The sequence below is a fragment of the Rhizobiaceae bacterium genome (genome assembly GCA_023953845.1).
Taxonomy (GTDB): domain Bacteria; phylum Pseudomonadota; class Alphaproteobacteria; order Rhizobiales; family Rhizobiaceae; genus Arvimicrobium.
Genome location: JAMLJC010000001.1, coordinates 1,131,768 through 1,144,788, shown reverse-complemented (window position 1 = coordinate 1,144,788; position 13,021 = coordinate 1,131,768). Strand labels below are relative to the sequence as shown.

Annotated in this window: 9 protein-coding genes and 1 riboswitch; of the genes, 4 read left to right on the top strand and 5 right to left on the bottom strand. The window is 64.3% G+C overall.

What is annotated here, in order from left to right:
* Positions 1–3 precede the first annotated feature (3 nt).
* Together M9955_05705 and M9955_05700 are read right to left on the bottom strand one after the other, a co-directional pair.
* Positions 4–984: an ABC transporter permease gene (locus M9955_05705; GenBank protein ID MCO5081139.1), complete on the bottom strand. Its 981-nt coding sequence runs from the start codon at positions 982–984 to the stop codon at positions 4–6.
* A gap of 183 nt (positions 985–1,167) precedes the next feature.
* Positions 1,168–2,730, bottom strand: coding sequence for an ABC transporter substrate-binding protein (locus M9955_05700; protein ID MCO5081138.1), 1,563 nt, complete (start codon positions 2,728–2,730; stop codon positions 1,168–1,170).
* Positions 2,731–3,128: 398 nt separating this feature from the next.
* Here M9955_05700 and M9955_05695 point away from each other — a divergent pair, with 398 nt between their 5' ends.
* The gene (locus M9955_05695) at positions 3,129–5,255 is read left to right on the top strand and encodes a LamG domain-containing protein (GenBank protein MCO5081137.1); all 2,127 of its coding nucleotides are present in this window, start codon (positions 3,129–3,131) and stop codon (positions 5,253–5,255) included.
* On the opposite strand, the gene M9955_05690 is transcribed toward M9955_05695, so the two are convergent.
* Positions 5,245–6,030 carry an HAD-IIA family hydrolase gene (locus M9955_05690; GenBank protein MCO5081136.1) on the bottom strand — a complete coding sequence of 262 codons (786 nt, stop codon included), beginning with the start codon at positions 6,028–6,030 and terminating at the stop codon, positions 5,245–5,247. The genes M9955_05695 and M9955_05690 overlap by 11 nt on opposite strands.
* A gap of 260 nt (positions 6,031–6,290) precedes the next feature.
* Between M9955_05690 and M9955_05685 the strand changes: the two genes are divergently transcribed.
* Positions 6,291–7,526: a Zn-dependent hydrolase gene (locus M9955_05685; GenBank protein MCO5081135.1), complete on the top strand. Its 1,236-nt coding sequence runs from the start codon at positions 6,291–6,293 to the stop codon at positions 7,524–7,526.
* On the opposite strand, the gene M9955_05680 is transcribed toward M9955_05685, so the two are convergent.
* Positions 7,516–8,865 carry an aspartate aminotransferase family protein gene (locus tag M9955_05680; GenBank protein ID MCO5081134.1) on the bottom strand — a complete coding sequence of 450 codons (1,350 nt, stop codon included), beginning with the start codon at positions 8,863–8,865 and terminating at the stop codon, positions 7,516–7,518. The two genes, M9955_05685 and M9955_05680, sit on opposite strands and share 11 nt — an antisense overlap.
* Positions 8,862–9,683: a histidinol phosphate phosphatase gene (locus M9955_05675; protein ID MCO5081133.1), complete on the bottom strand. Its 822-nt coding sequence runs from the start codon at positions 9,681–9,683 to the stop codon at positions 8,862–8,864. Before M9955_05675 ends, M9955_05680 begins: the two co-directional genes overlap by 4 nt.
* Before the next feature lie 230 nt (positions 9,684–9,913).
* On the opposite strand from M9955_05675, the gene M9955_05670 reads away from it, so the two are divergent.
* Together M9955_05670 and M9955_05665 are read left to right on the top strand one after the other, a co-directional pair.
* A complete protein-coding gene (locus M9955_05670; GenBank protein MCO5081132.1) occupies positions 9,914–10,615 on the top strand; it encodes an adenosylcobinamide amidohydrolase in 702 nt (233 codons plus the stop codon).
* Between the two features lie 40 nt (positions 10,616–10,655).
* Positions 10,656–10,862, top strand: a riboswitch (cobalamin riboswitch).
* A gap of 190 nt (positions 10,863–11,052) precedes the next feature.
* A complete protein-coding gene (locus tag M9955_05665; protein ID MCO5081131.1) occupies positions 11,053–13,020 on the top strand; it encodes a TonB-dependent receptor in 1,968 nt (655 codons plus the stop codon).
* Position 13,021: the final 1 nt, after the last annotated feature.

Below are 13,021 nucleotides of genomic sequence, written 5' to 3'. Positions count from 1 at the left end.
TCGTCAGATCTCCACGCGCGGGTCGATCATATAAGCGACGAGATCGACGAGGATGTTGATGAAGACGAACACGGCGCTGACCGTGATCGCGATGCCCTGGATGGTGGGGAAATCGCGCCCCACCACTGAGATCACCGTCAGGTGTCCAAGGCCGGGATAGTCGAAGATATACTCAACGACGAGCACGCCTCCGATCAATGTCGAGAGTTGGATGCCGAGCAGGTTGATGAGCGGCACGGAAGCGTTGCGCAACGCATGGCCGAAGACGATGCGCGAGCGTGAAAGGCCCCGCACCTTCGCCTCGTCGATGAAGTAGGACTGCATCACCTCGGAAAGCGATGTCGTCAGGGTGCGGATGATGAAGGGGGCGATTTCGACCGCGAGCACGATCGCCGGAAGGATGACGTAGGCGAAGCCCTTGTAGCCGAGCGCCGGGATGAGCTGGAGCTTGGCCGACAAGAACAGGATGAGGATGATCGCAAGCCAGAAATTCGGAATCGACACGAAGGCCGACTGCACGCCGAAAGCGACGCGATTTTGCCAGCCATGGGGATTGAGTCCTCCGGCAATGCCGATCGGCAGCGAGACAATCAGCGCGAAAATCAGTGACACTCCGGCGAGTTGCAGCGTCAGCGGCACGCGCTCGAGGATGAGATCCGCCACCGGCGCCATGTCGGCTCGCGTCGGATCGACATATTCGCCGCCCGCCGCGATCATGCCGCTCTTCGGCCTGAGATAGGACTGGCCCATATCGCCTTGCAGCAGCCGGGCCATGTAGCGGCCGTACTGGACGATGATGGGGTCGCGGAGGCCCATCTTCTCGGCCACCTCTTCGACAACGTTGTCCGGAGCCATGCCGCCGACGATCAACCGCACGGGATCGCCGGGAACGACGCGCAGGAGCGTGAAGATCAGCAGGCTCGTGATGCCAACGATCACGATCCCCTGAAGGATGCGTTTGACAAGAAATTCAACAAAGAGCATGGGCCCAATTCCTTGTCCCGCCGTCGCGCCGACGACGGTAGGGCTTTAACCGGGAACGGCGCGCCTGCCCACGCTTCCGTCTGGACGATCCGCGGCGCTGGCTCAGGACCACGGTGTAGTCTTGCCGTTCTATCGAGGACGGCGGAAGGCGGCGGCCGGCCAGGGCGCCGCCTCCCGGCCAGATCAGGCCAGAACCGCCTTCGTCACGTCCTGCATGCCGTTGGGGTAGATATACAGCCCTTCGAGCTTCTTCGTATAGGCGTGGATGAACACCGAGGTGAAGAGCGCGTAGGCCGGCGCCTTGCGGGCGATGGTCGGCAGCGTTTCGGTCTGCAGGACCTTCTTGCGTTCCTCGACCGAAGTGGCGTTGCGCTCCTTGTCCAGCACGGCGTCGATCTCGGGATCGACGATGCCGGTGATGCGCTTGGACGAGGAATGGAAGTGCGTGCGCAGCACGAGATCCGGCTCCGGCGAGCCCGTGCACCAGCCGCAGTCGATCATGTTGCCCTCGCCGCCGCCGGGCTTGTCGTAGAGCAGATTGCCCCACGCAGCCACCTCAAGCGTCTGGAGGTTCACCTTGAAGCCCTGCTCCTGGAGCATCGCTGTGATCAGCTCGCAATATTCCTTGGTCTTCGGATAGAAGCCCACGGAGGTGTAGTAGGTGAGTTCAGGCAGGCCTTCGCCGTTCGGGAAGCCGGCCTCTGCCAGCAGTGCCTGACACTTCTCCGGATCGAACTCGGGATATTCCGCGACCTCGGTGTAGCCGAACTTGACCGGCGAGATGTGGGCCTTGGACGGCGCGCCGGATACGCCGAGAACATCGAGGACGGAGGCGCGGTCGATCGCGTGGCATGCCGCCAGGCGGATCTTCTCGTTGTCGAAGGGCGGCTTGGAGCAGCGGAAGAACAGATACTTGTTTTCCACCGATAGCGCCTTGTTGATCACGAACCGATCGTCGCCGCTCAACGTCTCGACCTGTTCGGCTTCGAGACGCTCGATCATGTCGACCTCGCCGTTGAGTAGCGAAAGCGCACGGGTCGTGGTGTCGCCGACATAGCGGTACTCCAGACCGGGCAGCTTCGGCTTGCCGGCGAAATATCCGTCATAGGCTTCCAGGAACGTGGAGTCGCCCTTCTGCTCGACGAACTTCATCGGGCCGGTGCCGTTCAGGCGGGCGCTGAGCTGCGCCTTGTTCTCCACATCCTTGGCCGCCATGATCGGCAGGAACGAGGACAGGTAATAGTAGAGCGCGGCAGGATAGCCGTGCGCCTTGGTGTTGATGCGACAGGTGAGGTCATCGACGATGTCGACGGTGACCGGGCCTGGATACCATTGGGCCGGGCGGTCGGGCTGCGAGCCGTACTCGTAGGTCGCCTTCACGTCGGCGGAGGTGAACGGCGTGCCGTCATGGAACTTGACGCCTTCGCGCAGCTTCACCTCGAGCGTGTGCTCGTCGATCGGCGTCAGCGACGTGGCGAGCTCGAAGATCAATTCTTCTGGATTGTCCGGCCGCATGGGGGCGCGGGTGAGATAGCCCATCACGTAGCCTTCGACGATGAGCTGCCCGAGATTGGTGTGGGTCGTCGGGTCCCAGTTGCCCGTCAGAGCCTCGGCGCCGAGGAAACGCAGCGGGCGATTTTCCTGGGCGAAGGCGGATGTGAACAGAAAGTCCGGATTGATCCTGCCCAGTCCGGCCGCGCCGACGCCCAGCATAGCGCCCTGGAGAAGAGTTCGTCTGTCTATCATTGTCGTTCCCCTGATTGGTCTTTGCGACGCATCGTAGATTGCCAAGATTGGCCGTGGAAGCCGGCTAGTCGCCCTTCCCTGCGTCTGAGCTTCCAAAGGTCCGTCACGACTGTAGTCCAAGCGCAGCATTTCCGAATTTCCCGCGCTCCACAATTCCGTTTCTGTGCTTCGCGCCAATACCGTCCCTACCGCATCGTCGCAGACCCGGAAAAGGCTTGCCCACATGGTCGCGGCAATCGCTGTCGGCGCTTTTTTTCGCGTTCGCGCGGCGCCGCGTGACCATGGGCGCAGTATTTCGTTTCCGCTCTTTCTTTCTCGACCGCGGCCAGTGGCCGACACATGTCGCAGGTAACTAAAACAGGACCCACCAACCATGGTCAGGCAGGGAAGGGACCCATATGAGAGTGCTCGCCTATTTCGAAGAATGGTCGCGCCGGCCGGGCGATGCCGTCCGCATGGCGATAAGCACGTGCGAACCGGAAGTCCGCGCCGTCCTGGAGCGATTGGTGACGGGTCCGGGCGCCCGTGGCGAATCCAGGGTCGGCACGGAGGAGCGGCGCGATGTGCTCGATCGCATCCTGCCGGGTCGCTTCCAGGAGACGGCCGTCGGCTCCTATGCCACCCTGCCGCTGCCGACCGCCGGTCGTGGCGAAGCTCTCACTGTTTCCTGCTGGATATGGCCGACCGTGCCAGAGCGCAGCGCTGCGCAAGCGATCTGGGCCTTTCCGGACGATGATCTCGCGCTTGTCGTGGCAGGCGGCGGCGTCGAACTCAGGCTGAACGGCCGGACGGTGCTGCGCAATCCGGCGCGGCTCGTCGCCCGCACATGGATACGCGTCACCTGCGTGCTGTCGCCCGACGGCGCGCGTCTGCACGTTTCCCCGAAGACCGCCTTTGTTTCAGTGGACAGCGCGGTTTCCCAAGGCGAGGCGGTGGCCACGCCGAAGGGCGGCAGGCTTTTGCTTGCCGCATCCGATGTCGGCGCTGGCGATTCGCCGCGCGATGCCTACAACGGCAAGATCGACGCGCTCGGCCTTTTCTGGAGGGCTCTTTCGGACAATGAGCCCGGCGCGAAGCCCGATTTCGCCTGGGCGACGACGAGCGATTTCACAAGCCGGCGGCTCCATGCGGTCGGGGGGATGTCCGAGCCCGGCATGCTTTATAACGGCGTCGAACGTGCCGTGACGGGCTGGAACTGGGACGGCCACAGCGATTCCTTCATCCAGACGCCCGAAGAGTATGGCGCACTCCAGTTCCACGAGGACGACATGGTGGATTCCGGCTGGGACTACGATCTAGAATTCACCCTGCCGAAGGATCTCGCCAGCGGCGTCTACTGTGTGCGTCTGGAAGCCGGCGCCACGGTCGAGCGCATACCTCTCTTCGTCATGGGCGCGGCGGATGCCAGGGCCGACATCCTGCTGCTGATGCCGACCGACACCTATCTCGCCTATGGCAACGAGCGGCTGGCCAAGCTCGATTTCTCTTCCGTGATGGCGCATCGGCAGCAGCTGGACCCTGACGAGGAATACCTCCATGGCCATATCGAGCTCGGACGCTCCTGCTACGATACGCATACGGACGGCACCGTCTGCCGGTATTCCTCGCGTCGCCGGCCGCTCGTTCATGTGCGTCCGGGCTATCCGAACTGGCTGACCGACTCCTATCGGCATTTCCCGGTCGACCTCTATCTGGTGGAGTGGCTGGAAAAGCGCGGCCGCGCCTATCATGTCGCGACCGACGAGGATCTCGACCGCGAGGGAGCCGCCCTGCTGTCGCGCTACAAGGTGGTCATCACCGGTTCCCATCCGGAATACTGGACGCGACAGGCGCGCAACCATCTGGAGACGCATCTGCACAGCGGCGGCCGGCTCATGTATCTCGGCGGCAACGGTTTCTACTGGGTCACCACCCGCGACCCCGAACGGCCGTGGCTCATCGAGGTCAGGCGGGACAATTCAGGAACCCGCTGCTGGGATGCACCCGCCGGCGAACGCGCCCACGTCTACACCGGCGAACAAGGCGGCATCTGGAAGAATCGCGGCCTCGGCCCGCACAGGCTCGTCGGCATCGGCTTCTCCGCGGAAGGCTGGTCCAAGGGATGCGGGTATCGTCGTCTGCCGGCAAGCCGGGAAGGTGTCGGCGCGGCAATCTTCGCGGGCATAGAGGACGAGATCGTCGGCGACTTCGGACATGTTCTCGGCGGCGCGGTGGCCGACGAGATCGACCGTTTCGACGTCGCTCTGGGCAGTCCGCCGCATGCCCTGCTGCTCGCCTCCTCGACCGGCGTCGGCAGGGAGTACATCCATGTCGTGGAGGAGCAGAATGTCGGCCTGCCGGATCAGGGCGGCGACGCACTTCCGGAGATCGTGCGCAGCGACATCGTCTATTTCCCGATTGAAGGCGGCGGCGCGGTGTTCTCGGCCGGCTCTATCGCGCTCGCCGGCTCGATGGCCTGGAACGATTTCGACAACACTATGGTGAAGGTTGTCGACAACGCGCTGGAACTGATGCTCAGGAGCTGAGCTGGTCGAAGGGGATTTGAGACAGACTGGGATAGACCGCGTCCGGAACGGCGCGGTTGTCTTCACCGATTGCGACACCGCTCTGGACGAGGAACGAGCGCAGGCCCGCCGCCTGTCCTGCAACGATGTCCGTTGCGACCTGATCGCCCACCATGATCGTGGAACGCGGATCGCCGCCGATCCTGCGCAGGGCTTCGCGGATCATGATCGGCGAGGGCTTTCCGACGATCACTGGCCTCGCGGCAGGCACCGCCGCGGTGATCGCCGCCAGCGACGCGCCCACGCATGGATCGAAGCCCCGCTCAGCGGGCGTAATCAGGTCGGGATTGGTGACAAGGAGCGCCGCGCCTCCCATTACGGCGCGCACCGCCGTGCGCAGCTTGGCGTAGCTCAGCGCGTAGTCGAAGCCGAGCACGACCACCGCCGCGTCGTCGGCATCGACCAGATCGGCGCCCTCTCGCTCAAGCGCCCCGATCAGCACGGCTTCGCCAATGGCGAAGGTGCGGGTTCCATCGGCGAAGGACGTACCGAAATGGCTGGCGGTCGCCTCGGCCGACGTCACGACCTGCGCCGCCTCAACCGGTGCGCCGAGCCGCCTGATCTTGGTGGCGAACGCCTCGGCTGATTTCGTCGCATTGTTGGTGACGAAGGCATAGGGAATGCCGCGCCGCGCCCACTCCCTGATCGTTTCGATCGAGCCGGGAATTGCTTCCTCGCCGCGATAGACGACGCCGTCCAGATCAGAAATGACGGCCGATATTCCGATGGCATTCATGCGCGATATCCGTGTCTGTTTTCTACCAGCACTTCGGACAGTCGGTCGGCAACTGCCGGCACGCCGGCGCTCCCGGTCGTCCGGTTCTATGGCGTCGCTTCCGTACCCGACATCTCTTGATCTTCACTCTTCCTTTGCTGTCCCGTTCGCCAGCCATTCCGGACATTGAAAAGGTGGAAGCCGAAGCGTTTGTGATAAAGGCGTTGGCCCGCATTGTGCCGGGCAGGCGGCCGTGCCGGCCGCCGATCAGGGAGACTGGAATGCAAGTTCGTTGTCCGCGCGGATTCGTCGAATGGTTTGATGCCTTCTCCGAGATCGGCTCGACAGGCGATGGCGGCGTCGACCGCATGGAGGCAACGCCCGCCAACGGAGCGGCGCGCCGGCAATTGGTCGCATGGATGCGGGAGACCGGCCTCGAAGTGCGCGTCGATCGCATGGGCAACATATTCGGCATCGCCGAACTCGCCGGACCGGATGCACCGCTCGTCATGGCGGGCTCGCACATTGACAGCCAGCCCTTCGGCGGCCGCTATGACGGCGCATATGGCGTTATCGCCGCCCTGGCCGCCGTGGCCGAGCTGAAGGCCCGGTTCGCCGGCAGCGAAGGCGCCGCCAAGGCCAATCTCGCCGTGGTCGCCTGGACCGGCGAGGAGGGCGCCCGCTTCCGCACCTTCCTCGGTTCGGCGGCCTATGTCGGCCGCTCTGATCCCGACGTCGAGCTCGACCGGCCCGACAAGGATGGCGTCACGGCGCGCGAGGCGCTGGCGGCGATCGGCTTCCTCGGGAAAGACGCGCCGCCGCCCTTTCCCTCCGCCTATGTCGAGCTGCATGTCGAGTGCGGCGAGATGCTCGAAACCGCCGGCGCGCGTCTCGGCATCTTCCGCCGCTGGTGGGGAGCCCACAAGATCGACATCCGTTTTCTCGGCGAGACCTCGCATACCGGCCCAACCCCGATGGCGCGGCGACGTGACGCCCTGTTTGCCGCGGCGCGCATCATCGCCGTGGTGCGTTCCATGGCCGACGAGGCGCCGCCGCTCGCGCTGCACACATCGGTCGCCAAGCTGATCGTCGAGCCGAACTCGCAGAATGCAGTGCCTTCCGCAGCGACGCTCTCCGTCGAGCTGCGCTCCGCGGACGGCGACCTCATCGCAGACTGCTATCGCAAGCTGTTGGAGGCCATCGAGGCGGCTGCCGCGGAAGCGCGCGTCGGCTACGAGATCGTGCGCGACGACCTGCGCATTCCCGGCACCTTCAGCCCTGAACTCGGCGCGATCGCGGAGAGCGTTGCTGCGAGCATGGGCGTGAACCCGGTTTCCGCCGACACGATCGCCGGCCACGATGCGCTGATGATGTCGGAAGTTTGCCCGGCGCTGATGCTGACGGTGCCAAGCCGCGCCGGCCTCTGCCACCATCCGGACGAGTGGAGCGATCCGGCCGACCTTCAGCTCGGCGCGGCCTGGCTGACCGGCGTGCTCGAGGAACTCGTCACTCGCTGATGACGGCAGCGAGCTGCTCCACAAGCGTGGTGGCATCGGCGCGCGTGACGCAGAGCGGCGGCCTGATCTTAAGGACGTCGGCGCGTTCGCCCGCGATCCCGATCAGAATGCCGCGCTCGCGCAGCCTGTTGACGATGCGGCTCGCCCCGTCGTCGTTCGCGCTGGCGCCCTTGCGCCGCGACGCGACGGATACGCCGATATAGAGCCCGCTGCCGCGCACGTCCTCCAAGAACTCGGAGCCCTTGGCGAGCGCGGTCAGTTCGGATCGCAGGAAACGCCCCACGGCCTCCGCATTGGCGATCAGGCCGTCTTCCCGGATGACGTCGAGCACTGCCTGTCCGGCCGCCGCGGCGGCCGGCGTTCCGCCGAATGTGTTGAAGTAGCCGAACTGTTCGACAAGCGTCTCCATCAGGCCCGGCTGGCTGACCACGCCTCCGATGGGAAAGCCGTTGCCCATGGGTTTGCCCATGGTCACGATATCGGGCACGACGCCATGCCGTGCAAATCCCCACATGCCGGCGCCGGTCCTGCCAAAGCCCGGCTGCACTTCGTCGGCCACGAAAAGGCCGCCCGCCGCCCGTGTGCGCTCCACCGCAGGGGCGAGGAACCCCGGCGGGTCACTGTAGACGCCGTCGCTCGAAAAGATCGTGTCGGCCAGCAGGCAGGCGAAGCCATGGCCTTCCGCCTTCAACTCCGAAATCGCATTGGCGACCGCCGCCGCGAAGCCTTCTGCAAGGTCCGGGCCGTACAGTTTCGGATCTGGCGGATCGATGACCTTCACGAAGGCCGGCGGTTCGCCCTTCTTGTAGGAAGACGGCGAGACCTCGGTCACCGCGGCGGTGTTCCCATGATAGGCGGCGCGCGTCACGACGACGCCATGGCCGCCGCTGGCGCAGCGCGCTAGCCGCAGGGCGAGGTCGTTGGCCTCGCTGCCGGTGCAGGTGAACACCACCTTTGAGAGCTCGGCGGGGAAGGTGGCCAGAAGCTCTTCCGCGTAGGTCTCGACCGTTTCGTAGAGATAGCGGGAATGGCTGTTGACCGCGAGCATCTGCCGGTAGACGGCTTCGGCGACGCGGGGATGGCAATGACCGATCGACGGCACATTGTTGTAGAAGTCCAGATAGCGTCGTCCGTCCGCGCCCTGAATGAACTGGCCTTGCGCCGATATCGGGTTGATCGGCTCACGGTAGAAAAGCACCGAGCTTTCGCCCGAGTTCCGAAGCCGGCGCTTGACGAGCCGGTCGAGCGAATCGTCGAGCGGAGCGCTCGCATGTGGATCGAAGGCGTTGAGCGTGAGGATGGTCCGGAACTGATCGTCCGGACGAACCGTCCCGGTCATGATGGCCGCGCTCCTGCTCCAGCGGTGTCGGCCAACGCATGCTGCAACAGCTTTTCGGTGGCCGCCGCCACGACCCTGCCGTCCGACGAGGGCGTCAGAACCGCACCCTCCCAGTCCCGAATGACACCGCCGGCACCCTCGATCACCGGGATCAGCGCCATGAAATCAAACGGCTTCAGCGACATCTCGACCACCAGATCGCAGAAGCCGGACGCCAGCAGCGCATAGAGATAGCAGTCGCCGCCGAACCGGCGGAAGGCCGCGCGGCGGCTCAAACGGTCGTAGATGGCCCATTCATCGGTGGAGAACATATCCGGCGAGGAGGTGTAGATCTGTGCGTCGCCGATGCTCTCGCAGTTGCTTGCGTGAACGCGCTTTCCGTTCAGATAGGTCGCACTGCCGTCGCCGATCCAGCGCTCGTCCAATGCAGGCATGTCTATCATGCCGACCACCGGCGCGCGGCGCTCCGTGTCATAAAGCGCGACCAGGATGCCGAACAGCGGCATGCCCGAAATGAAGCTCTTGGTTCCGTCGATGGGATCTATGTACCAGGTGAAGCGCGTCCCGGCCTTTTCCTCCGCTTCCTCGCCGACGATCCCGTGATCGGGGAAACGTTCCTGGATACGATCGCGCAGATAGGCCTCGATCGCCTGATCGGCGACCGTAACCGGCGAAAGATCGGCCTTGCGCTCGTAGGCGACGGGGCTGCGGAAATATGTCAGCGCGATCTTGCGCGCGCCTTCGGCCAGTTCATCGCAAAAGCGCGAGAGCACTGCTGTATCCGGGATGACGCCGGGTCTTTCGTCTGTAAGGGTCATGCTATCCAGCGCCACTCGACTTGTTGTGACATCGCGCCGAGCCGGAGCCCGGCATCCTGCGTTCACACGTCTTGTCCAATGGAGGCGGCGACGTCCATCCACATTCGTCCCGGCTGGAAGCACAGCAATGATTTGATGGATGCAGCGGCCAACGCAGTCCTAGGCGAGCACCGGTGGTGTATTCTCGCGGATTCGGGGCAAAGTGGTGGATGTAAGAAGAGAGGGTTCCTTTGTTTCAGATCACTTGTGAACGGCCGTGGCTTCTGGCGCGCTTCACCGAAATGCAGACCATGGCGAGTTGGGCCGTCAGTCGGCCAGGCTTTGTCCGTTCCCGCGAGGTTGCGTGGCTGGAGGTCGGCAATGAGGAATTGCGACACACAACAGATCCCGTGACATGGTTTGCCGGAAAGCTGATGCAGCGTGGCCTCGGCGAGGCCGTTGGCCTCATGACGGCGCGCAATGTGTCGCGATACGAACGCGCATTGAGTTGTGTGGAGCATGTCAACGCCGACTGCGTCGTAACGCTCGGTCTCAATAACGGCGAACATGTCGGCAAGCGGGTTCGGTCCGATCTGCATCCATGCAACGTCGGGACGATCAACATCCTTTGCGCCGTGTCCGTTCCGCTTTCGGATGCGGCGCTGCTGGAGGCATTGTCACTCGCAACCCAGGCGCGAACGGTAGCGTTGCTTGAGGTCGGATACAGACGACCGGACCAGCAGGAGATCGTCACGGGAACCGGGACGGACTGCGTTGTCATCAGTGCGCCGGATGGGCCGAACCACGAGTCCTTTGCCGGGATGCACACCCCGGTCGGCGAGGCTATTGGAAGCAGCGTCTATGCGGCCACCCTCAAGGCGGCGGGTGAATGGTGTGCGGAAAGAGGATCGATTGCCTGTGCAGGCCCGGCCATAAGTGTCGCAGCGCCTTGAGCCGCGTCGCGGCGCATTGACAAATGGCGGCGCATTTTCCTAACGTGACGACGGAACTGGTTCCGCCGAGAGGCGGATGAAAAGGGAATGCGGTGAGGCCGGAACCGGCCAAAGCCGCAGCTGCCCCCGCAACTGTAACCGTTGAGCCTTTTTCCACGATGCCACTGGCGGTCCTCGGACTTCCGGGAAGGCGGGAGAAGGCGATGACGCGGAAGTCAGGAGACCTGCCTGTTCCGGTCACCCATGCTTGTCCACGGGGTGTGGTCAGGCGCGGTCGTCCGTGGCGGTGACACGTGAGAAGTGTTGCCGCATGCCGGAGACGGCCGAGGGTGTAATGTCTGTCGCAAGTCGATTGCCCGTCGAATCTGCCTGCCTGCGGTTTTCAGGAAACCACGGGATGACGTCCGTCGTCCCGCCGATGCCGTTTGGGGGCAGGAATGCAGACGAAGATTTTTTGGGCCGGCACCGTGGCGCTGGCGATGACCGGTGCGGCCTGCGCGCAGGACGCTGAGACACGCGACGACGGAACGATCGAGCTTTCTCCGGTATTGGTCACGGAGGGCCTGACGCCGGTCGAGCAGGAGAAGTCGGGACGGGCCTTTACCGTCATCACCGGCGAGCAGCTCGAACGCAATCAGGTGCGCTATGTGGCGGACGCGCTGCGGCAGGTGCCGGGCTTCGCCGTGTCGCGCACGGGTTCCTTCGGCGGCATGACGCAGGTGCGCGTGCGCGGCGCCGAGGCGAACCATCTGCTGGTGCTGATCGACGGCGTGGAAGCCAGCGAGACATCGTCCGGCGAATTCGACTTCGGCAGCCTGCTGGTCGAAGACATAGACCGTATCGAGGTCTTGCGTGGGCCGCAAAGCGCGTTCTGGGGCTCCAACGCCACCGCCGGCGTGGTCAACATCATCACCAGGCGCGGCGAGCGCGACGGGTTTCGTGTCAACGCCCGCACCGAAGCCGGCACGGACGGCACCTTCCTCGGCGGCGTGGCGCTGTCCGGCGGCGCGGAAAACTATGACGTCGCGCTGTCCGGCGCGTTCCGCCGCACAGAGGGGTTCAACATCTCCGATTTCGGCAACGAGAAGGATGGCGATCGCAACACCACGCTGAACGGAAAGTTCACGGTCGATCTCTCGGAGAACTTCACCGTCGACGGCACGCTGCGCTATGTCGACCGCAAGAGCGACGTGGACGGCCAGGATTTTTCCAGCGGCGGCGCGCCCGACTATGCGCCAGGCCCCTATTACGGGCTGGTGATCGACAGCGACGACTGGACCTCCACGCAGGAGTTCTTCGGCTCGGTCGGCGCGACCTACGTCTCTCTCGACGGCGCACTGACGCAAAAAGCCCGCTTCACCGGCAGCGACGTCCATCGCGAGAATTTCAGCGACGGCATGCTGTCCTCGAACGACGGCGACCGTCTCAACGGCACCTATCAGGCGAGCTATCAGTTCGATACGCCGGGCTTTCTGGCGGCCACGCACCAGATCACCGGCGGCTACGAATGGGAGCGCGAGACCTTCGCGCCGTCGCATCTGGACGAGACGTTCCGCCGCGAGAGCCATTCGCTCGTCGGCGAATATCGGGGCGCCTTCCTCGACCAGTTCTACCTGAACGCCGGCGTGCGCCGCGATTTCAACGACAGGTTCGGCGACGCGACGACCTACAGCCTCAGCGGCGCGTGGAAGATCCCCGGCAGCGAGACGCGGCTGCATACGTCGGTGGGCACCGGTGTCACCAATCCGACCTTCTTCGAGCAGTTCGGCTACATCCCCTCGACCTTCGCGGGCAATCCCGACCTCGTGCCGGAAAAGAGTTTGGGGTGGGACATCGGCGTCGAGCAGGGGTTCTTTGACCGGCGGCTCGTCCTCGACGTGACCTATTTCAACCAGAACCTCACCAACGAGATCGCGACCGTCTTCGGCGGACCGCCGGACTTCCTGTCCTCGCCGGTCAATCGCGACGGCAAGAGCAAGCGCCAGGGCGTCGAGATCTCGGCGACGCTCGATCTCTTCAACGGCTTCAGCGCCAACGCGACCTATACCTATACCGACGCGACGGAGCAGACCTTCGCCGGAGGGCCGCGGCTGGCCGAGGTGCGCCGGCCGGAGCATTCCGGATCGATCGGCGCGGCCTATGTGTTTTACGACAACCGCGCGCGCGTCTTCGGGGAGGCCGTGTTCAACGGCCGGATGGAGGACGTGGCCTTCGTGCCGAGCCTGCCGCCCCGGGTGACGCTTGATGCCTATACGGTCGTGAACATCGGCGGCAGCTTCAGGTTCAACGACAATTTCGAGGCCTATGGGCGCGTCGAGAATCTTTTCGACGAGCGATACGAGGAAGTGTTCGGCTACAATACGCAGGGACGCACCGCATTCCTCGGCATCAGGGGATCGTTCTGAC